Annotated in this window: 19 protein-coding genes; 5 read left to right on the top strand and 14 right to left on the bottom strand. The window is 66.0% G+C overall.

From position 1 onward, the window contains the following. Positions 1-227: 227 nt before the first annotated feature. The 3 genes from AC1DVM_RS18130 to AC1DVM_RS18120 all read right to left on the bottom strand — a co-directional run bounded on the left by AC1DVM_RS18130 (position 228) and on the right by AC1DVM_RS18120 (position 2,772). Positions 228-929 carry an aspartate/glutamate racemase family protein gene (locus tag AC1DVM_RS18130; protein ID WP_477256648.1) on the bottom strand — a complete coding sequence of 234 codons (702 nt, stop codon included), beginning with the start codon at positions 927-929 and terminating at the stop codon, positions 228-230. Positions 930-953: 24 nt separating this feature from the next. Continuing rightward, positions 954-1,907 carry an acetyl-CoA carboxylase carboxyltransferase subunit alpha gene (locus AC1DVM_RS18125; protein WP_477256646.1) on the bottom strand — a complete coding sequence of 318 codons (954 nt, stop codon included), beginning with the start codon at positions 1,905-1,907 and terminating at the stop codon, positions 954-956. Positions 1,908-2,028: 121 nt separating this feature from the next. Further along, complete coding sequence (locus AC1DVM_RS18120; RefSeq protein ID WP_477256645.1) at positions 2,029-2,772, bottom strand: methyltransferase domain-containing protein; 744 nt, start codon at positions 2,770-2,772, stop codon at positions 2,029-2,031. Between the two features lie 118 nt (positions 2,773-2,890). On the opposite strand from AC1DVM_RS18120, the gene gloB reads away from it, so the two are divergent. Both gloB and AC1DVM_RS18110 read left to right on the top strand, forming a co-directional pair. Continuing rightward, positions 2,891-3,658 (top strand): hydroxyacylglutathione hydrolase, encoded by a 768-nt coding sequence (gene gloB / locus AC1DVM_RS18115; protein ID WP_477256643.1) that lies wholly within the window; start codon positions 2,891-2,893, stop codon positions 3,656-3,658. A 36-nt stretch (positions 3,659-3,694) separates the two neighbouring features. Next, a complete protein-coding gene (locus AC1DVM_RS18110) occupies positions 3,695-4,447 on the top strand; it encodes a GNAT family N-acetyltransferase (RefSeq protein WP_477256641.1) in 753 nt (250 codons plus the stop codon). Here the strand turns inward: AC1DVM_RS18110 and yddG are convergent. The 3 genes from yddG to AC1DVM_RS18095 form a co-directional block, all read right to left on the bottom strand. Beyond that, on the bottom strand, positions 4,428-5,300 hold the full coding sequence (gene yddG, locus AC1DVM_RS18105; protein WP_477256639.1) for an aromatic amino acid exporter YddG: 873 nt from the start codon (positions 5,298-5,300) through the stop codon (positions 4,428-4,430). The genes AC1DVM_RS18110 and yddG overlap by 20 nt on opposite strands. Positions 5,301-5,387: 87 nt before the next feature. Further along, the gene (gene phbB / locus AC1DVM_RS18100; RefSeq protein WP_477256637.1) at positions 5,388-6,113 is read right to left on the bottom strand and encodes an acetoacetyl-CoA reductase; all 726 of its coding nucleotides are present in this window, start codon (positions 6,111-6,113) and stop codon (positions 5,388-5,390) included. A 139-nt stretch (positions 6,114-6,252) separates the two neighbouring features. Beyond that, complete coding sequence (locus tag AC1DVM_RS18095) at positions 6,253-7,437, bottom strand: acetyl-CoA C-acetyltransferase (RefSeq protein ID WP_477256635.1); 1,185 nt, start codon at positions 7,435-7,437, stop codon at positions 6,253-6,255. Between the two features lie 204 nt (positions 7,438-7,641). Here AC1DVM_RS18095 and phaR point away from each other — a divergent pair, with 204 nt between their 5' ends. Further along, the gene (gene phaR, locus AC1DVM_RS18090; RefSeq protein WP_477256650.1) at positions 7,642-8,214 is read left to right on the top strand and encodes a polyhydroxyalkanoate synthesis repressor PhaR; all 573 of its coding nucleotides are present in this window, start codon (positions 7,642-7,644) and stop codon (positions 8,212-8,214) included. Positions 8,215-8,232: 18 nt separating this feature from the next. Here phaR and AC1DVM_RS18085 read toward each other — a convergent pair whose 3' ends face one another. From AC1DVM_RS18085 to mtgA, 3 genes are all read right to left on the bottom strand, one after another. Next, entirely contained in the window at positions 8,233-9,828 is a 1,596-nt protein-coding gene (locus AC1DVM_RS18085; RefSeq protein ID WP_477256633.1) for an EAL domain-containing protein, read from the bottom strand. A 218-nt stretch (positions 9,829-10,046) separates the two neighbouring features. Continuing rightward, positions 10,047-10,232, bottom strand: a complete 186-nt coding sequence (rpmF, locus tag AC1DVM_RS18080) for a 50S ribosomal protein L32 (protein WP_477256631.1) — start codon at positions 10,230-10,232, stop codon at positions 10,047-10,049. Positions 10,233-10,376: 144 nt separating this feature from the next. Then, on the bottom strand, positions 10,377-11,156 hold the full coding sequence (mtgA, locus tag AC1DVM_RS18075; RefSeq protein WP_477256629.1) for a monofunctional biosynthetic peptidoglycan transglycosylase: 780 nt from the start codon (positions 11,154-11,156) through the stop codon (positions 10,377-10,379). A 1-nt stretch (position 11,157) separates the two neighbouring features. Between mtgA and AC1DVM_RS18070 the strand changes: the two genes are divergently transcribed. Further along, complete coding sequence (locus AC1DVM_RS18070) at positions 11,158-12,081, top strand: polyprenyl synthetase family protein (RefSeq protein ID WP_477256627.1); 924 nt, start codon at positions 11,158-11,160, stop codon at positions 12,079-12,081. Here AC1DVM_RS18070 and AC1DVM_RS18065 read toward each other — a convergent pair. From AC1DVM_RS18065 to AC1DVM_RS18045, 5 genes are all read right to left on the bottom strand, one after another. Further along, a complete protein-coding gene (locus AC1DVM_RS18065; RefSeq protein ID WP_477256625.1) occupies positions 12,078-12,626 on the bottom strand; it encodes a GNAT family N-acetyltransferase in 549 nt (182 codons plus the stop codon). The genes AC1DVM_RS18070 and AC1DVM_RS18065 overlap by 4 nt on opposite strands. 39 nt (positions 12,627-12,665) lie before the next feature. Next, positions 12,666-14,597: a potassium transporter Kup gene (locus AC1DVM_RS18060; protein ID WP_477256623.1), complete on the bottom strand. Its 1,932-nt coding sequence runs from the start codon at positions 14,595-14,597 to the stop codon at positions 12,666-12,668. A gap of 196 nt (positions 14,598-14,793) precedes the next feature. Next, the gene (ispG, locus tag AC1DVM_RS18055; RefSeq protein ID WP_477256621.1) at positions 14,794-16,104 is read right to left on the bottom strand and encodes a flavodoxin-dependent (E)-4-hydroxy-3-methylbut-2-enyl-diphosphate synthase; all 1,311 of its coding nucleotides are present in this window, start codon (positions 16,102-16,104) and stop codon (positions 14,794-14,796) included. Positions 16,105-16,231: 127 nt separating this feature from the next. Further along, positions 16,232-16,882 (bottom strand): class I SAM-dependent methyltransferase, encoded by a 651-nt coding sequence (locus AC1DVM_RS18050; RefSeq protein ID WP_477256619.1) that lies wholly within the window; start codon positions 16,880-16,882, stop codon positions 16,232-16,234. Further along, positions 16,879-18,051, bottom strand: coding sequence for a glycosyltransferase family 4 protein (locus AC1DVM_RS18045; protein ID WP_477256617.1), 1,173 nt, complete (start codon positions 18,049-18,051; stop codon positions 16,879-16,881). Before AC1DVM_RS18045 ends, AC1DVM_RS18050 begins: the two co-directional genes overlap by 4 nt. Before the next feature lie 127 nt (positions 18,052-18,178). On the opposite strand from AC1DVM_RS18045, the gene AC1DVM_RS18040 reads away from it, so the two are divergent. Further along, positions 18,179-19,333: a DNA topoisomerase IB gene (locus tag AC1DVM_RS18040; RefSeq protein WP_477256615.1), complete on the top strand. Its 1,155-nt coding sequence runs from the start codon at positions 18,179-18,181 to the stop codon at positions 19,331-19,333. Positions 19,334-19,502: the final 169 nt, after the last annotated feature.

The following is a 19,502-nucleotide window of genomic DNA, read 5'->3' as shown; positions in this document are numbered from 1 at the left end:
GCTCGCTGCCAATGCGATACGTTTCAACATGGGGGACCCCGCGTTCCTTATGATCTGCCCGATCTTTGACGCCGGGCAGTTCCCCAACCTGTCTAGATCGTTAGCCTTAACTCGCCGTTACCGCAAGCTCTGCCGTAACGGAGTTATAGTGAAGGCCCGGTAAAAGGCGCGTCGCCGCCGCTCGTGCCGACCGAAGGCTCGCAGCGGCGATGCGACATTTTGGCCAATCAGGAGCCGGGCCCGAGGGCGAAATCCATCGCGGCGGCGGCGTGGATCCGGGTCGTGTCGAAAACCGGCAGGTCGACATCATCCTGCCCGATCAGCATTCCGACCTCCGTGCAGCCGAATATCACCCCGTCGGCACCCGCTTTCCGCAAACGGTCGATCTCCGACAGGTAGGCGGCCTTGGACGGCGCGCGGACGATGCCGCGGCACAACTCGTCGTAGATCACCCGATGCACGAGATCCCGGCCTGCTTCATCGGGGACCGTCACGTCGATCCCGTGGCGCTCGCGCAGCCGGCCCTTGTAGAAATCGTGCTCCATGGTGAAGCGGGTCGCCAGCAGGGCGGGACGGCGCGAGACGGTTTTCTTGATGGCCGCCGCGGTGGCGTCGGCGATGTGGATCAGCGGAACGGAGATTGCCGCTTCGATCTCGGCCGCCACCAGATGCATGGTGTTGGTGCAAACCACCAGCGCCTCGGCGCCGGCCTGTTCGAGACGTCGGGCGGCTTCCGTCAAGACGGCCCCGGCGCCCTGCCAGTCGCCCGCGTGCTGACGCTCGGCAATCTCGGCGAAATCGACGGACCAGAGCAATATTCGCGCCGAATGCAGGCCGCCGAGTCGCTCGCGCGCAATCTCGTTCAGGTGGCGATAATAGATGGCGGTGCTTTCCCAGCTCATGCCGCCCAGCAAGCCCAGCATCCGCATTGAACGACGTCCCCGTCAGGCGCCTTACAGTTTCCGGCCGATATTCAGGAACTTGTCGGCGCGGTGGTCGCGCAATTCCGCCGGGCCCATATTGCCGAGATCGTGGAGGGCTTCCTGGATGGCATCGCCCGCGGCGCCGATGGCGGCCTGCGGGTCGCGGTGGGCTCCTCCGGTGGGCTCGACCACGATGCCGTCGATGATGCCGAGGCGCAGGAGATCCTGGGCGGTGATTTTCATGTTGGTGGCGGCGTCCTGCGCCCGCGCGGAATCCCGCCACAGGATCGAGGCCGCGCCCTCGGGCGAAATCACGCTGTAGATGGCGTGTTCGAGCATCAGCACCTTGTTGGCGGTGGCAATCGCGATGGCGCCGCCGGACCCGCCCTCGCCGATGACGAGAGACACGTTCGGTACACCGAGCGAGAGCTGCATTTCGGTGGAGCGGGCGATGGCCTCGGCCTGGCCGCGCTCTTCAGCCTCGATGCCCGGATAGGCGCCCGCGGTATCCACGAAGGACAGGACCGGCAAGCCGAACCGGTCGGCGAGTTCCATCAGGCGCACGGCCTTTCGATAGCCCTCGGGCCTCGCCATGCCGAAATTGTGCCGGATGCGGGTCTCGGTGTTGTGACCCTTTTCCTGGCCCAGCACGCAGACGGCCGAACCGCGAAAGCGGCCGAAGCCGCCGACGATCGCCTCGTCCTCGGCGAATTTCCGGTCGCCGGCGAGCGGCGTGAAATCGGTGATCAGCCCGGCGCAGTAATCGACGAAATGCGGCCGCTGCGGATGGCGCGCGACAAGCGTCTTCTGCCACGGCGTCAGCTTGCCGTAGAGATCCTTCAACGCCTCCGCGGCCTTCGTCTCGAGGCGGGTGATGTCGTCGGAAATCGAGACGGCGTCACGGTTTTCACCGATGGCGCGAAGCTCTTCGACCTTGGCTTCAAGTTCGGCGACGGGCTTTTCGAAATCGAGGTAACTGCGCATCAGACTCTATTGAAAAAACGAAAAACCGGCGCTGACCTGGGCAGCCACGCCGGATGGCGGGACACTGGCGATTTAGCACCCTCAAGTCAAGATAACGCTCGACTCGGCCCCGATGCCGGCTTCAAAGGCCCACCCGCGAGGCCGGCGAGGAAGCCGGGGCGAAGACTGGCGAAATCCGGCGGGAGCGCTGGACCGCCCGCACGGCGCCCGGTCGGTAGAGCTGCTTGGTGGCATCGACCACATGGAGCCCCGCGAAGGGGAGCGAGAAACCGATGCCCACCTGCTCCCAGGCCTGCGCGGTCTGGAGCAGCAGGCGGTTGCGCAGGGGCGGCACATACAGCGTTTCGGCCCAGCCCTCCGGAGAAAACCAGGTCTGGCGCATCAGCGCCTTCAACTGGGAGCGGCTATAGGGCTGGCCGTAGCCGAAAGGCGTGGTGTCCATGCGCGCCCACAGGCCGCGTCGGTTGGGGGCCACCATGATGATGCGGCCGCCCGGCGTCAGGATGCGCCAGATCTCGTGCAGCAATTCGCTCGGGCTCTCCACGGTCTCCAGGGCATGGACCAGGAGAACCCGGTCGATGCAGGCATCCGGCAACGGCATGGTGAGCGGATCGACGAGCGCGGAGGCCGACGCGCCCGTGCCGGGCCAGTTCACCACCCCCTGGTTCGAGGGCATGAACGCGAGGGTGCGTTCGCTCTCGACGATGGCCGACGCCAGATAGGGCGGCGCATAGCCGAGGCCGAGAACGCGCAGGCCCGTCAGATTTCCCCAGAACCGCCCGATCGCCCGGTTGACGTAACGGCGCGTCACGCCGCCCAGCGGGCTGGCGTAGAAACCTCTGAGGTCCGTGATATCGATGCTCATCCGTCTCGACGCTGTGTGTGTCCATTGGACCCAACGCGGCGGGTCTTTGCCTGTCAAGACTGGTTTCGCCGCGCGACTGTCCCATGATAACTCGATACACCGCACACAAGGCTCGCCGATGACCGCCCAGATCCACGTTTTCCGCTGTCTGTCCGACAATATCGGCGCTCTCATCCATGATCCCGCCAGCGGCATGTGCGCGGCGATCGATGCGCCCGAGGAGGCGCCGATCCTCGCCGCTTTGGCCGAGACCGGCTGGGAATTGTCGGAAATTCTCGTCACCCATCGCCATGCCGACCACGTCCAGGCGATTGCGCCGCTGAAGGCGCGCCTCGGCTGCCGGGTCGTGGCCCCGGCGAAGGCGCGCGACCAGATCCCCGGCGCCGACGTCTTCGTGCGCGAAGGCGACACGGTCCATGTGGGCGGCCTGCAGGCCCATGTGTGGGACACGCCGGGCCATTGCGCCGATCATGTGTCGTACTGGTTCGCCGCCGATCGCGCGCTTTTTTGCGGCGACACGCTGTTCACGCTGGGCTGTGGCCGGATGCTCGAAGGCAGCTACGCGGACCTGTGGCATTCGCTCCAGCGGCTCGCGGCGCTCCCGGATGAGGCGCGCGTCTATTCGGGGCACGATTACACTTTGTCGAACGCACGCTTCGCGATTGCAGCCGATCCCGATAACGCCGCCCTGCAGCGGCGCGCCGCGGAAGCCGCGACGGCCCAGAAGGAAGGCCGTTTCCTGATCCCGTCCACCATCGGGGAGGAGAAGGCCACCAATCCGTTTCTTCGCGCGGGCGAGCCTGCGCTTGCGAAATCCGTCGACCTCGAAGGCGCGCCGCCCCTTGCGGTGTTCCAGGCTTTGCGCGAGTGGAAGAACAAGTTTTGACGCAAAGGCATTTTGCAGGATGAAGGTTTCCGACTCATGATCGATCCCGACCTCGTTCGCGGGCTCGAAAGCCGCCTCGTCAATGCATGGCCCTCTTTCGAGTACCAGACCTATGACGGCTGGATGCTGCGCTTCGCAGGCGGCTATTCGAAGCGCGCCAATTCGGCGACGCCGCTCGCGCAAGGCGCGACGCTGGACGACGCGCTCCTGGATCACATGATCGAGCAGTTCCTGAAAGCGAACGTTCGCCCGACCTTCCGCCTGAACGGACTCGAGCATCCGGATGCCGATGCCCTGTTGAAGGATCGCGGATTCATCGAAGTCGAGCCGACCCGCGTCATGGTCGCGCCGATCGGAGACGATTGCACGCCGGATTCCGACGTGTTGCTGGAAGCGGAGGCGTCGGATCCTTGGGTGCGGGGCGCGTCGCAATCCTACGGCGGCGACAAGGCGGATGGTGCCATGCTGGCGCAGATCGTGTCGCGGATTCGGCAGAAAGCTGTGTTTGCGACCCTGCTCCTCGATGACAGGCCGGTTGCCTGGGGATTGGGCGTCGCCGAACGGGGCTATGTGGGCCTCTACGACATCGTGGTCGCGCCGGACCTCCGGGGCATCGGCCTCGGCCGCCGCGTCGTCAGCAGCCTCATCTCATGGGGATGCCGGGAGGGCGCTCACAGCGCCTATCTGCAGGTGCGCGCCGAGAACGAAATTGCCGGCTCGCTCTATTCGACGCTCGGATTCGAGACCGCGTATGAATACACGCATCGCCTCATGCCGGGCGGCGCCTGACCGGCAGCGTCGCCACCAGCGCGCCGGCGACGATCAGACCGCAGGAAAGCGCCAGCGTGAGCGAGGCCTCGGCATAGCCCCCCGCTACCAGCAGCAGCGTCGAGAGGACCGGCGTGGCATAGGAGGCGACGCCGAGAAAACGGATGTCGCCGCGCTTCATGCCGATGTCCCACACATAGAACGCGATGCCGACGGGCCCGAGGCCGAGGGCGGCGAGCGCCAGCCATTGTGTCGTCGTGTCGGGCCAGACGGTCGTCTCGAACAATGCGTGGCAGATGAGGCTCAGCAGGGAGGTCGCAAGGCAGAAGCCCGCGACAGCATCGCTCGGCACCTCGCCGAAACGGCGCGACAGGACCGAATAGGCAGCCCACACGAAGGCTGCCACGAAGGCGCAGAGATAGCCGGGGAAATACTCGACGCGCGCGTTCAGGGCCCCTTTCCCGGCGATCAGCACGATGACGCCCAAAAACCCGAGAACGGCCCCGATGACATGCGCGCGCCGCAGATGTTCGCCGGGTAACAGCGACGAGAACAGCACGATCAGCAGGGGCCACAGATAGTTGATCAGCCCCGATTCGGCGGGCGGCGCGAGGCGCAGGGCGGCGAAATAGAGTGCGTGGTAGCCGAACAGGCCCGCGATGCCGAGGGCCCATACGGCAGGCTTCTGGCGCAAGGCGCGAATGCCTTGCGGCCGCACGACCCAGCTAGCCACGCCCACGAGGCCGCCGACTAGGAACGTCATGGCGGCAAGCTGGAAGGGCGGGATGGTGCCGGTCGCCGCGGTGAGCAGCGCCAGCATCGACCAGAACAGGACGGCGATGAAGCCGATGGCGGTGGCGCGGCGTGGGGTCATCGCGCTCGCATAAACGAAAGCTCTCCGCTTTAGGAGAGCTTTCTGAAGTCTCGAGGGTCCCGTCCCGGCTTTCGTCGCCGGCGGCCGTCAGGCCATGTACTGACCGCCATTGGCGCTCAGCGTCGAGCCGGTGATGAAGCCGGCGTCGTCGGAGGCGAGGAACGCCACCGCGCGGGCGATCTCCTCCGCTTCCCCAAGGCGGCCGACCGGAATGAGCGGCAGGATCTTGGTCTTGAGCACGTCGGGCGGAACCGCCTGCACCATCTCGGTGGCGATGTAGCCCGGTGCGATCACGTTGACGGTGATGCCCTTGTTGGCGTTCTCGAGCGCGAGCGCCTTGGCGAAGCCGACGACGCCGGCTTTTGCCGCCGAATAATTGGTCTGCCCGAGCTGGCCCTTCTGTCCATTGACCGACGAGATCAGGATGATCCGGCCGAAGCCGCGCTCGCGCATGCCCTCGATGACAGGTCGGGTGCAGGTGAACATGGAATCGAGATTGGTCCGGATCACCTGCGACCATTGCTCGAAAGTCATCCGGTGGAACGTTCCGTCGCGGGTGATGCCCGCATTGTTGACGAGCACCTCGACGGGGCCGAGCTGATCGGTCACGGCCTTGATGCCCGTCTCGCAGGCTGCCGCATCGGAGACGTCGAACTTGAAGACCGGAATGCCGGTCTCGGCCTTGAAGGCGTTCGCCGCCTCGTCGTTCCCGGCATAATTGGCCGCGACCGAATAGCCTGCCTCCTTGAGGTGTCGGGATATCGCGGCCCCGATACCGCGGGTGCCACCGGTGACCAATGCGACGCGCGCCATGCTGTGTTCCTTCCCTGAACCGTTCCGACGGGCCTCGCTGGGCCCGCTTATGATGAGACGGTCCGGGTCGAGCCGGGCCGTCTTCTATAGCTTAGCGCCCACGGAGAAGTTGAGAAGTGCGTCGGCGCAAATCTATGGCTTAACGCTCGACGCACATGGCGATGCCCATGCCCCCGCCGATGCACAGAGTTGCCAGACCCTTCTTGGCATCGCGGCGCTGCATTTCGTGAAGGAGAGTCACGAGCACGCGTCCGCCGGATGCGCCGATGGGGTGGCCGATGGCGATGGCGCCGCCATTGACGTTCACGATCGACGGGTCCCAGCCCATGTCTTTGTTGACCGCCAGCGCCTGTGCGGCGAAGGCCTCGTTGGCCTCCACGAGATCGAGATCGGAGACTTTCCAGCCGGCTTTTTCCAGCGCCTTGCGGGAGGCCGGAATCGGGCCCGTGCCCATCACCGCCGGATCGACGCCCGCGGTCGCCCAGGAGACGATGCGCGCCAGCGGCTTCAGCCCCCGCTTCGTCGCCTCGGCTTCGCTCATCAGCACGATGGCGGCGGCGCCGTCATTGATGCCCGATGCGTTGCCGGCCGTCACGGTGCCGTCCTTGGAGAAAGCCGGTTTCAGCTTGCCGAGGGATTCGGCCGTCGTGCCGGGGCGAATGTATTCGTCCTGATCGACGACCGTGTCGCCCTTGCGGGTCGAGATGGTGAAGGGGACGATCTCGTCCTTGAACTTGCCGGCCTTCTGGGCGGCTTCGGCCTTGTTCTGGGACTGCGCGGCGAATTCGTCCTGCTCTTCGCGGGTGAGCTGCCATTTCTGCGCGACGTTCTCGGCGGTGTTGCCCATGTGGTAGCCGTGGAAGGCGTCCATCAGGCCGTCCTTGAGCATGGTGTCGGCCATCTTCAGGTCGCCCATCTTGGTGCCGCCGCGCATATAGGCCGCGTGCGGCGCCTGCGACATGGATTCCTGGCCGCCCGCCACGATGATCTTGGCGTCGCCGTTGGCGATCTGCTGCAGGCCGACCGCGACCGTGCGAAGGCCCGAGCCGCAAAGCTGGTTAAGGCCCCAGGCGGTCTTTTCCTGCGGGATGCCCGCCGCCATCGCGGCCTGTCGGGCCGGGTTCTGGCCCTGGCCCGCCGTGAGGATCTGTCCGAAGATCACCTCGTCGACCTCGGCCGGATCGACCTTGGCGCGCTCGAGCGCCGCCTTGATGGCGACCGCGCCGAGTTCGTGCGCGGGGGTGTTTCCGAAAGCTCCGTTGAACGAGCCGACCGCGGTGCGCGCGGCGCCGACAATGACGATGTTGTCTTCGGACATTCTCATCTCCTCCTGCTTGCCCGAGAGGAACGGATCCCGCCGGGCGCTTGTCTGATGAGCCGATCAAAGCCCGCCCCGGAGGGAAGTCAAGGGCCGACGCCGCGCAGGAATGCCGAATTGCCATTTCGGGCTTTGATCGCCGCCGGTAAGGCCTGTAAGCTGCCGGGCGAGCCGGATTTTCCGGACCAGATCAGGACCGTATCGGGAATCATGGCGACGGAAATAAAACCGACCGTAATCAAGAAATATGCCAATCGCCGCCTCTACCATACCGGCACATCGAGTTACGTGACCCTCGAGGATCTCGCCGGGATGGTCCGCCTCGGTGAAGACTTTCTCGTCTACGACGCGAAGACCGGAGACGACATCACCCGTTCGGTCCTGACGCAGATCATCGTAGAGCAGGAAGGCAAGGAAGGGCAGAACCTCCTCCCCGTGACGGTCCTGCGGCAGCTCATCCGGTTCTATGGCGACAGCATCCAGTCCCTGATTCCGAGCTATCTCGAGTTCTCGATGGATAATCTGTCGCGCGACCAGCAGAAGCTGCGCGATCAGATGAGCGCCACGTTCGGCGGCTCGGTGTTCCAGACCATGGAGGAACAGGTGCGCAAGAACATGGGCCTGTTCACCGAGGCCATGCGCATGTTCACGCCGTTTACCGGGCGCCCGGGCGGCGCTTCGGGCCCCCGCGGAGAACTCGAAGGCACGACGAGCGAACTCGAAACGCTCAAGCGCCAGATGGCCGAGATGCAGGCGAAGCTCAACGACCTCTCCCGTAAATAACGGTCGGAGGCGCGCCGGTTACGCGCGGCGCGCCAGCTTGTGCGCCTCGCGGACGGGCGATCGCCCGAACAGCCCGCCCTGCAGGTAATCGACCCCCCAGCCGCTGAGCATGTCGGCCGTCCCGCTATCGTTGACCCACTCGGCCGCCGTAGCGATGCCGAGGTGCTGGGCGATGTCCACGAGGGTGCGGACGAAGAGGCGGTCGCCCGTGGACCGCCCCAGATTCTGGATGAAGATTCCGTTGAGGGTGACAAGATCGACCGGCAGGTTCCGCAGCCGAGCGCAGGTCGCGTGGCCGCGACCGAAGCCGTCCAGCGACAATCCGATGCCCAGCGCCTTCATGGCGTCGAGCCGCCCGAGAACCTTTGTTTTCTCGACCAGAACCGCTTCGGGCAAGGCAACGATCATCCGCGACGCGATACCCGTGCGCGCGCCCAGATGGGCCGCCAGAACCGACAGCCATTCGGGGTTGCGCAAGGTGGCGGTCGCGATCGGCAGGATGAGGCGCGCGTCGCCATGCGTCGCGAGGTGATCGGCCGCAAGTTCAAGCCTGCGGGCATCCACCATGAGAGCGGTTTCGGGGTCCGGCAGCGCCTGGTGAAAGGGAGCGCCCGAGACGAGGGTCTCCGCCCGCGCCATCGTCGGCGCAAGGTTGTGCGCGTCGACGATGGCACGGAGCGACAGCGCGACGTCACGCTCGTTGAGCGCCCGCACGACGTCGATCGGCTCGGCGGCGGGCCGGAGTCGGCGACTGCCGGCCACGGCGTGCGGATCGCAGATCGTCGTTGCCGATCCGGCCGGGGATACGGAAAGGGCCTGTTCGGCGAGGCGCAGCAGGCGGCACGGTTCGAGGCCGTGAGAGGGCGCGCTCGCGGCCGCGATACGGACCTCGCGCCCATCGGCGGCGAGCAAGGTGGAAAGCTTCCGGGTGGCGGCGGGCGCGTCGGTGGCGGCGCAAGACGCCAGCAGGATGGCAAACCGGGTCGCCGACAGGGGGGCGATGTAGTCGCGAATTCGCAGCATCGGGCGGGCGAGCCGCATGGTATCGGCGATATCCGGAAGTTCGTCTCCGGCGATCTCGCAGACGACCAGCGTCAGCCCATGAGAAAAGCGCAGCGCCTCGGCGATGTCGGTCCGCAGGCGGCCGAGGAGCACCGAGCGCGCCTGGACCGATCGGGGCAGCGATTCCTGATTGTGGCCGCGCGGGTCCGTGCTCAGGCAGCCGCGCACGATGCCGGGCCGGTCATCGGCACCTGAGATCAGGCGGCCCGCATCCTGGACCGAGATCGCACGGCCGTCGTCCAGCCGCAGGACATAGCGCAGATCGTAGCGGGTCTCGCCGAGGGCCAGGGCCTCATGGCGCGTCTGCCCGCTGCGGGGTTCGACCCGCTCGTGGAAACCGGACCCGGTGGCGGGAAGTTCGTGCGGCCGGAGCCCCAGGGTCGCGGAGGCGTTGGGTCCCCAGGACAAAGCATCGCTCGCGAGATCCCAGTCGTAGACGACGCCGCCCAAGGCAACCAGGGCCGCGGCCGGCTCCACTTGCAGCGGGAGGCCGCGCCGACGCAGGGTCTCGCCCGTGAAGATTCTCGCCCGACCGGGCGTTTTCGTCGCCATGACCCTCGTTCGACCTCGACAGCGCAATCGCAATGGATGGCCGGCGAGGCTGCGACAGGGCGCTCGATCCAGCCGAAATATGACTGGTGCGAGGATCGCGCGTCTGGCTTAACGAACCCTAAAAAACGCGACGGAAGCCGGGGTTCGGGATGGGCAATCGCGCAATAAAAAACCGGCGTCGCGGGACGCCGGTTCCTATTGTCGCAAGGGCGACGGATTTAGGCTTCGGTCTTCACCGTCAGAACCTGACGGCCCCGGTACATGCCGGACTTCAGGTCGATGTGGTGCKGACGACGCAGTTCGCCGGAATCCTTGTCCTCGATATAGGTCGGGGCTTTCAAGGCGTCGGCGGAGCGGCGCATACCGCGCCGCGAGGGCGAGGTTTTTCTTTTTGGAACGGCCATTTTTTCGACTCCGGTCAACAGCGGAACGGCCCGCTCCAACGGGGGACGCTCACGTCTTAATCTCGATAAGGTTGCGCCTCATACAAGGTTCTGACCCGAATATCTAGCCCCTATCGGGCAAAACCCCGGGTCTCGTCGCGCCCGCTAGCCTTTCAGGCAATCGCTTGGCGGCGCCGCATTGGCCATCCGCCCCATGATGCGCGTGGCCATGCGCGCATGCCCGGCTTTCGGACGGCCGGGGTTGCGCATCAGCGGGTTGGGCAGAGCGGTTGCCAGAAGCGCTGCCTCCCGCCGGGTCAGGGTGCGGGCCGATTTGCCGAAATAATGCTGCGCCGCCGCCTCCGCGCCGAAGATGCCGTCTCCCCATTCGGCGATGTTGAGATAGGTCTGCATCATATGGTCCTTGGACCAGATCAGGTCGAGATAGAGTGCCACTGGCAGTTCCAGACCTTTGCGCAGATAGGAGCGCCCGTTCCAGAGGAAGAGGTTCTTGGCGGTCTGCATGGGGATCGTCGAGGCCCCGCGCGCGGGACCGTCCTCGTCGGCGGCTTCCACCACTTCGCGCAGCGCATCCCAATCCACCCCCGTATGGGTGCAGAAGCGACTGTCTTCGGAGGTCATCACGGCGAGAGGCAGGTTGGGCGAAATGGCGTCGAGCGGCACGAAGCTCCGTTCGACCGGGCGTAGCGTGGCCCAGCGGCCGATCATCAAGGTCGAGACGGGCGGCACCGCCCAGTACAAAAGCCCTAGCCAGAAGACCGCTCCAACCCATAAGAGGATCAGGCCGAAGCCGACGCGGACGATGCGGCGAAGTACCCGCGACACCGTCATCGGCTTCCGCCGCCGTTGCTCGACCGTTGCCGAACCATCGTCGACGATATCCTCCGACCGGCTGCTTTCGCTGCCCGTATTCAGGCTGAACATAATGCGTTCCACCAGCTCTTTCATGGCGCGACTGCTCGAAGTCGCAGGGAATGTCGAGACGACGCTCGAAGCGTTGCTATCAGACGCCGTGCGTCCCGGCGAGATCGCACGGCCGCCTCGTCTCATGGAGGCCTTGCGCCACGGAGCTCTGGGCGGGGGAAAGCGGCTGCGTCCCTTCCTGACGGTGGAGACGGCGCGCATGCTTGGGGGCGATGAGGCGGGCGCCCTCCGGGCGGGCTGCGCGGTGGAGCTGCTGCATTGCTATTCTCTCGTCCACGACGATCTGCCCTCCATGGACGATGACGACCTCAGGCGCGGCCGGCCAACCGTTCATAAGGCGTTCGACGAGGCCACGGCAATCCTGGCCGGCGACGGGCTGCAGGCGTTGGCCTTCGAGGTTCTGGCGGATCCGGCGACCGACGCCGATCCGGCGATTCGCGCCGATCTTGTGCTGAGGCTCGCCCGTGCCTCCGGCCTCGGCGGCATGGTGGGCGGCCAGATGCTGGATCTCGCGGCCGAAGGCCGCTACGGCCCGGTTCTCGCGGACCAGACGGGCATTCGCCGGCTGCAGGCCATGAAGACCGGAGCGATTCTCGCCTTCGCGGTGGAGGCGGGCGCCGTATCGGCCCGTGCGAGCGCGGCCGATCTCCAATGTCTTGGCTCCTATGGCAGGGCGCTCGGCGCCGCCTTCCAGATCGCCGACGACATTCTCGACCGGGAAGCGTCCGCGGAAGTCATGGGCAAGCGCACCGGCAAGGACCGGCAGAAGGGCAAGGCGACCCTGGTGGATCTCATGGGAATGGCGGATGCCCGCCGCGAATGCGACCGGCTCGTCACGGAAGCCGACGCCGCCCTCGCGCTCTTCGGCGAGCGGGCTGATATCCTCCGGCAGGCGGTGCGGTTCGTGGTCGAGCGGGATGTCTAGGGGATCGTCGGCACCCAGAACATCAGCTTCACGTGCCCCGGGCGACCCGGATGCGGCACCGCGCCGTCTGGAGTTCCCGCATTGGCGAGGATCACCTTCCTGGAGGCTTCGTTGTCGTCATCGCAGGTGAGGAGTACGCGGGCGAATCCTTCCGCGCGGGCGACGGGAAGGATCTGGCGCAGGGCCGCGGTGGCGTAGCCCCGCCCTTGCTTCCAGGGCACCACGGTGTAGCCGATATGCCCCATGGCTGTGGGCGGCAGGTCCTCGGTGCCGGGCTGAAAACGGAAGCCGATCCGGCCGCAGAATGCGCCGTCGCTGATCCAGAAATCATGAGCGGGGAGCCTTTGCACCTCGCGTCCATCGGGCAGCCGCAGGGTGGGCGAATTGTAGAGCTCGTGAAGGAATCGCTCGGGGTTCAGGCGGAGTTGCCGAAGTTGCTCGCGGCTGACATCCTGGTCGGTATTGGGGGACCAGCCCCGCGCCAGCGCCTCTTCGTATTGCGACAGCCAGGCAAGGCTCGGGCGGAGGAGGGTGATCGACGTCATGGGCTCAGACTGGCATCGCAGCTTTGAGGGGACAACCGCTCAGACCGTGACCTGCGTCCCCACCTCCACGACGCGGCCGGTTGGAATCTGGAAGAAGTCCGTGGCGTCGCTGGCGGATTTGGCGAGACCGATGAAGAGCTTGTCCTGCCAGAGCGGCATGCCCGAATGGGTGGCGGGCCGGATCGAACGCCGCGACAGGAAGAACGACGTCGCCATGATGTCGAACTTGAAGCCCTGTTTGCGCAGGAGGGCGAGGCCGCGCGGGATGTTGGGCGTTTCCATGTAGCCATAACTGAGCTGGATGCGCCAGAACGCGGCGCCGACCTGCTCGATACGCACGCGATCCTCCATCTCGACGCGCGGCACATCCTCCGAGCGCACCGTCAGGATCACGTTCTTTTCGTGCAGCACCTTGTTGTGTTTGAGATTGTGCAGCAGGGCCGCGGGCGCCGTGTCGGGATCGCTGGTGAGAAAGACGGCGGTCCCCTTGACCTGATGCGGCGGGCTCTTTTCGAGCATCCGGACGAGTTCGATGAACGGCACGTCGATCTTGCGCGTCTTCTCGAACAGGATCGTGGTGCCTTTGACCCAGGTCCACATCATCAGGATGATCACCGATGCCAGGATGACCGGCACGTAGCCGCCCGTGAAGAGCTTCAACAGGTTGGCGCCGAAGAACGACAGGTCGATGAACAGGAACGGCAGCATCAGGGCGAGGGTCATGCCGAGCGACCAGCGCCAGCCTTTCCAGATCACGATGATGGCGAGAATCGCATCCACCGACATGGCGCCGAATACCGACACGCCGTAGGCGTGGGAGAGGTTGCTCGACGACTGGAAGATCAGCACCAGGATGATGACGCCGATGAGCAGCAGCATGTTCACGCGCGGCACATAGATCTGCCCCTGGTGCGCCGCCGAGGTGAAACGGATTTCGAGGCGGGGCAGGAGGCCGAGCTGGACCGCCTGGCGGGTCAGCGAGAACGCGCCGGTGATGACTGCCTGGCTGGCGATGATGGTCGCCAGCGTCGCGAGGATCACCATCGGCAACAGCGCCCAATCGGGAACCAGCCGGAACAGGGGCGATTCGGCGGCTTCCGGATGTGCGAGGACCAGCGCCCCCTGGCCGAAATAGTTGATCACCAGGGCGGGGAAAACGAGATAGAGCCAGGCGGTCCGGATCGGCTTGCCGCCGAAATGTCCGAGATCCGCGTAAAGCGCCTCGGCGCCCGTAACCGCCAGACAGACGGCGCCCAGCACCGCGAGCGAAACGCCCGAATGGTCGACGAAGAACATCGCCGCGTAGGCGGGGTTGATCGCCGTCACCACGCTCGGATCGTCCGCGATGTGCAGCATTCCCGCGATTGCCAACGCGGCGAACCAGATCAGCATGATGGGGCCGAAGAAGGTTGCGACGCGCCCCGTGCCGCGGCTCTGCACCATGAAGAGGGCGGTGAGGATCGCGAGGGTGATGGGCACCACATAGGGGCCGAGCGTCGGCGCGGCGATTTTCAGGCCCTCCACCGCGGACAGGACGGAGATCGCCGGGGTCAGCACCGCGTCACCATAGAACAGTCCGGCGCCGATGATGCCGAGCATCACCACCAAGCCCTTGCGCTTGCCGGTTGCCCGCTGGGCGAGCGCCACGAGCGTCAACGTTCCGCCCTCGCCCTTGTTGTCCGCCCGCAGCAGGATGAAGACGTATTTGACCGTCACGACGAGGACGAGCGACCACAGGATCAGCGACAGCACGCCCAGGATGATCTCACGGGTCACYGGCCCCCCGTCGGCGGCGGCCGCCACGGATTCCTTGAAGGCGTAAAGCGGAGACGTGCCGATATCGCCGAAGACGACGCCGATCGAGCCCAGCATCAGCGTCCAGAAGCTCGCCTTGGGATGCGTCTCGGGGAGGGAGGCGTCCGGAGACGCGGAATCGACGCGCCCGGATGCTACAGCTTGCTGTTCTGCCATGTTGTTTTCTTTGCGGAAAGATCCGCGGACGGGCCCTGGGTTTCTGCGGGTGCGAAAAAAGGGCGGCCACTCCTGTTCATGCGGCGGCCGTTGCGCCGGCGCGGCGGCTCTCTAACACGTCGTGCTCAGGCTTAAAACCGAATTCGATGGGCGGTTCCCGAAGCCGGCGTCGGAAGGCGCAACGCCTTGCGTGGCCTTACTCGGCGGCTTTCCGCCGGGCCTCTCCGTACTTCTTCTCGATATAATCCTGAACGATGCCCTGGAAATCCTTGGCGAGGGTGGGCCCGCGCAACGTCATGGCCTTTTCGCCGTCGATGAAGACCGGCGCCGCCGGCAGCTCTCCCGTGCCCGGGAGGGAGATCCCGATATTGGCATGCTTCGACTCTCCGGGGCCGTTCACGATGCAGCCCATGACCGCCACCGTGAGATTCTCGGTTCCCGGGTAGAGACGCTTCCATTCGGGCATTGAATCCGAGATCCAGTTCTGGATATCCCGCGCCAGCTCCTGGAACACCGAGGAGGTGGTCCGGCCGCAACCCGGACAGGCTGCGACGAGCGGCACGAAGGTCCGAAAGCCCATCGTCTGAAGCAATTCCTGCGCGGTCTTGACCTCGACGGTGCGATCCCCTCCCGGCTCGGGCGTGAGCGAATAGCGGATCGTGTCGCCGATGCCCTGCTGCAGCAGGATGCCGATCGCAGCCGAGGACGCGACGATTCCCTTGCTGCCCATGCCGGCCTCGGTGAGGCCGAGATGGATGGCGTAATCGGAGCGGCGGGCGAGGTCCTGGTAGACGGCGATGAGGTCCTGCACGGCCGAGACCTTCGCCGACAGGATGATCCGGTCCCGCCCGAGCCCGATTTCCTCCGCGCGCGCGGCCGAGAGCAGCGCCGACTGGATCATCGCCTCGCGGGTGACCCAGCGCATGTCTCGCGGACGATCCGAGGCGGCATTCTCGTTCATCAGGTGCGTCAGGAGAGCCTGATCGAGCGAACCCCAATTGGCCCCGATGCGGACGGATTTGCCATGCCGGATCGCCATCTCGACGATGGCGCCGAATTGCCGATCCTTCTTTTCCTTGAAGCCGACATTGCCCGGGTTGATTCGGTACTTGTCCAGCGCCTCCGCGCAGGCCGGGTGGTCGGCCAGCAATTGATGGCCGATATAATGGAAATCGCCCACCAGAGGGACAGTGACGCCGATCCGGTGCAGACGGTCGCGGATATGAGGCACGGCGGCCGCCGCCTCGTCCCGATCGACGGTGATGCGGACGATTTCCGAGCCCGCCCGGGCGAGCGCCGCGATCTGCGCGACGGTCGCGTCCGCGTCGGCGGTGTCGGTGTTCGTCATGGATTGCACGACGATGGGCGCGCCTCCGCCGACCATCACGGAGCCCACGCGAACGCCGACGCTCCGATGCCTCGGGGCTGGGCCCGCAAGGGCTTCGGACGACGCGGGAGCACCCGGAGAAAGCGGCTGCGCGGGCGCCAACGGAGTGACAAGCTTCATAAATCGATCCGGTGCGGCAGCACGGTGCCGCCGTCGATTAGCTGGAGCGAAATCCCCCAGCGGTCAAGCGGAAGGCTTATATAGCAAGTTCGCGAGAGGCGCACGAGGGCCCGGTCGCGGGCGACGTTCAATCCGGGCGAAACCGCCAGACGGAGGTCTTCTTCACATCGGCATCCTCCAGGGTCCGCGTCACCGGAACCTGATATTCGGCCAGACGATCCAGCCGCGCCGTCGGCAGATAGCTGCGCCCGGGATCGCCGACCAGAACCGTCGCTCCCCTGTTCTGGAGGGCGAACAGCCAGTCCGTGACCGCCTGCGCGAGATCGCGCTCGTAGCAGATATCCCCCGCCAAGATCGTGTCCCAGCCGAAATCCTGCCCGACGAGATCGTCCTGGCGGGGGCTCAGCGTCACGCCGGTGGCGACAGAGTTCAGTCCGATGGCCGCGATGGCGAAGTCGTCGATGTCGCAGGCCGTGACCTCCGCTGCTCCCGCCTTCATGGCGGCGATGCCGACGAGTCCGGATCCCGAGGCGAAATCGAGAACCCGGCGGCCCCTGACGGTCTCCGGATGGTCGAGAACATAGCGCGCAAGGGCCTGGCCGCCCGCCCAGGCGAATGCCCAGAAGGGCGGCGGCAATCCGAGAGTCCCGAGTTCATCCTCGGTCTTCTGCCAGAGCGCCGTCGCCTCGTCGGCCACGTAGAGGGAAATTTCGGGCGCATGGGGCACCGGCAGCAGGCGGGTCTCGGCCCGGATGAAAGCCTCGCGATCGCCGATCATGCGGCGAGGCTGTCGCGATAGAGCTGCTTGACCGCCTCCATCACGTGGCGCTCCGTGAACCCGTCGAGCACCCGGGCGCGCGCGGCTTCTCCCATGCGGATTGCAAGACCCGGTTCGGCCGCCAGTCGGACGAAGGCCGCCGTGAGGGCGGGCACGTCGCCCGGCTTCACGACCAAGCCCTCGACCTGGTCGCGGACGAGGGTCCGGCAACCGGGGACGTCGGTGGTGACGATCGCGCGCCCGCAGGCCGCGGCCTCGAGGAGCGTGCGCGGCAATCCCTCGCCCCCGCGTGAAGGGAGGCAGGCCACGTGATGATCGCGCCAGACGGCCGCGACATCGGCCGTGGGCCCATGCCAGGCGATGCCGGGTTCGGCATTCCACGCGTTCAGGATCGCCTCGGGAATCGCCTTCGGATTGGAGGGGTCGGGTGCGCCGTAAAGCGAGAGTTCCACATCCGCCCCCGCGAGGCGCGCCGCGATCGCGGCGTTCACCGCCAGATCGACGCCCTTGGACCACAGCATGCGCGCCACCACGGCGATGCGAAGGGGCGGCGGCGGGGGTTGCGGCGCTGGCCGGAAGGCCTCGACATCGACACCCGCGCCCCCCACGATGGTCGTCTCCGGCCCGGAAGGATCGAGGCCGAGCCTTCGCGGGTCGTCGCTGTTTTCGAAGAGGTAGCGCGTCTTGCGGGTGGTCAGTCCCCGGATGAGAAGCCGGACCGCGCGCTGCGAGAGGCGGCCCACGAGATCCTGCCTTGCTCCCAGAAACCCCAGGCCCGTCAGCGCGTAGACGCGGCGGTCGATGCCTGCCATGGCCGCCGCCACGCCCCCGACGAGGATTCCCTTCAGGGCGATGCAATGCACCATGTCGGCCTTCTCGGCCCGCAACACGGAGGCAAGCTGGCCCGCCGCGTAACCCGCCGCCATCGGATTGAGGCTTCGGCGCTCCGCTTCGAGGGGGATCACCCGCGCGCCTGTCGCTTCGATGACCTCGCGGTGGGCGCGGACCCGTGTGACCACCGACACGTCGAGCCCAAGCTCCCGCGCGGCCCGGACCATCGGCAGGAAGTGCGACGCGAAGAACCAGTCTTCGGTCACGACGAAGACGAGCTTGCGACCCGCGAATGGGGTCGCGCCGGCGTCCGGGGATGTGGCGGTCTGGAGTGTCACGGTCATTCCGGCGAAGGGGTCGCGCTCTTCTAGACGCCCGACGCCCGGGAGGAAACCGCCAATCCGCAGCCCGGGAACCCGGGATCGGAGTGGCGGTTGATGTCTCGCCGTCTCAGCCAGGGTTCTCATGTTGCAGGAACAGAACGCTCCCGTCCCGAATGTGGTGGACCCCAGGGACGCCGCCGAGACAGCCGGTCTCAGCTATGTGAGCGACGATGCGCCGGGCATCAGGCGCAGGAAATCGGGCCGAGGCTTCACCTATGTGGCCCCCAATGGGCGCAAGGTCGACGACGACGGGACCCTGGCGCGGATCCGCAAGCTGGCGATCCCGCCCGCCTATAGCGACGTCTGGATCTGCCCGAAGGCGAACGGGCACATTCAGGCAACCGGTCGCGACGCCAAGGGCCGCAAGCAATACCGCTACCACGAGGCTTTTCGGGACATCCGGGAMAGCACCAAATACGAGCACATGCTCGCCTTCGCGCACGCGCTGCCGGCGATTCGAAAGACCATCGACGAGCATATGAGCCTGCGCGGCCTGCCGCGTCCGAAAGTGCTGGCAACCGTCGTCCACCTTCTCGAAAACACGCTGATCCGGATCGGCAATGCCGATTACGCCAAGCAGAACAAGAGCTATGGACTCACGACGCTGCGGGACCCGCACGTGCGGGTCGAGGGCGCCGAACTTCGGTTCGAGTTCAAGGGCAAGAGCGGCAAGGCCTGGAAGCTTCGGGTGAAGGACCGGCGCGTCGCCCGGATCGTCAAGGCCTGCCAGGATCTGCCGGGGCAGGACCTGTTCCAGTACCTGGACGACGAAGGCAACCGTCAGACCATCACGTCTTCGGATGTGAATGCGTATCTGCGCGACATCACGGGCGAGGATTTTACCGCCAAGGACTTCCGCACCTGGGCCGGCACGGTGCTGGCAGCGCTCGCCCTCTCGGAATTCGAGCAGTTCGACGATGAGGCGAAGGCCAAGAAGAACATCCGGGCGGCGATCGAATCCGTGTCCTCGCGCCTGGGCAACACGCCGACGATCTGCCGGAAATGCTACGTGCACCCGGAAATCCTGTCCTGCTACCTCGATGGCGACCTCCTCCTCGACGTCAAGGAAGAGGTCGAGGCGGAGCTCCGCGACCTCCTCGAAGGCCTCAAGCCCGAGGAAGCGGCGGTGCTGACCCTGCTGAAAGCGCGCCTCGACCGGGAGATCGAAGCGCGCAAGGCGCCGCCACGCGCTCGATCGGCCGGCAGAAATTCCCGCGGAAAGGCCCGGGCAGTGTGAGCGGCCGCACGCGGCTACCGCCCGCCATCCGTGGCCGATCATCGACTCAAAGCCGGTTTTTCGAGCCGCGGAGGCCGTCGGCCACGCTTCGGGGAAACACGAAAAATGATTGCAAATCTCTGGTAAATTTGCCTAAGTGCCTGTGGAACGGGCGGTATTTTTTCAAAGC

It is taken from the genome of Microvirga sp. P4_A5, from assembly GCF_056402495.1.
This window is presented reverse-complemented; position numbering and strand designations above follow the sequence as displayed.

Coding starts and splice junctions, on each gene's coding strand:
- phbB (WP_477256637.1), bottom strand. CDS start 6,113: ATGGCGCGCGTCGCATTGGTCACCGGTGGCACCCGCGGTATCGGGGCC.
- AC1DVM_RS18085 (WP_477256633.1), bottom strand. CDS start 9,828: ATGGCGACGAAAACGCCCGGTCGGGCGAGAATCTTCACGGGCGAGACC.
- phaR (WP_477256650.1), top strand. CDS start 7,642: ATGGCGACGGAAATAAAACCGACCGTAATCAAGAAATATGCCAATCGC.
- AC1DVM_RS18130 (WP_477256648.1), bottom strand. CDS start 929: ATGCGGATGCTGGGCTTGCTGGGCGGCATGAGCTGGGAAAGCACCGCC.
- ispG (WP_477256621.1), bottom strand. CDS start 16,104: ATGAAGCTTGTCACTCCGTTGGCGCCCGCGCAGCCGCTTTCTCCGGGT.
- AC1DVM_RS18110 (WP_477256641.1), top strand. CDS start 3,695: ATGATCGATCCCGACCTCGTTCGCGGGCTCGAAAGCCGCCTCGTCAAT.
- AC1DVM_RS18050 (WP_477256619.1), bottom strand. CDS start 16,882: ATGATCGGCGATCGCGAGGCTTTCATCCGGGCCGAGACCCGCCTGCTG.
- AC1DVM_RS18120 (WP_477256645.1), bottom strand. CDS start 2,772: ATGAGCATCGATATCACGGACCTCAGAGGTTTCTACGCCAGCCCGCTG.
- AC1DVM_RS18070 (WP_477256627.1), top strand. CDS start 11,158: ATGCGTTCCACCAGCTCTTTCATGGCGCGACTGCTCGAAGTCGCAGGG.
- AC1DVM_RS18125 (WP_477256646.1), bottom strand. CDS start 1,907: ATGCGCAGTTACCTCGATTTCGAAAAGCCCGTCGCCGAACTTGAAGCC.
- yddG (WP_477256639.1), bottom strand. CDS start 5,300: ATGACCCCACGCCGCGCCACCGCCATCGGCTTCATCGCCGTCCTGTTC.
- AC1DVM_RS18065 (WP_477256625.1), bottom strand. CDS start 12,626: ATGACGTCGATCACCCTCCTCCGCCCGAGCCTTGCCTGGCTGTCGCAA.
- mtgA (WP_477256629.1), bottom strand. CDS start 11,156: ATGTTCAGCCTGAATACGGGCAGCGAAAGCAGCCGGTCGGAGGATATC.
- gloB (WP_477256643.1), top strand. CDS start 2,891: ATGACCGCCCAGATCCACGTTTTCCGCTGTCTGTCCGACAATATCGGC.
- AC1DVM_RS18095 (WP_477256635.1), bottom strand. CDS start 7,437: ATGAGAATGTCCGAAGACAACATCGTCATTGTCGGCGCCGCGCGCACC.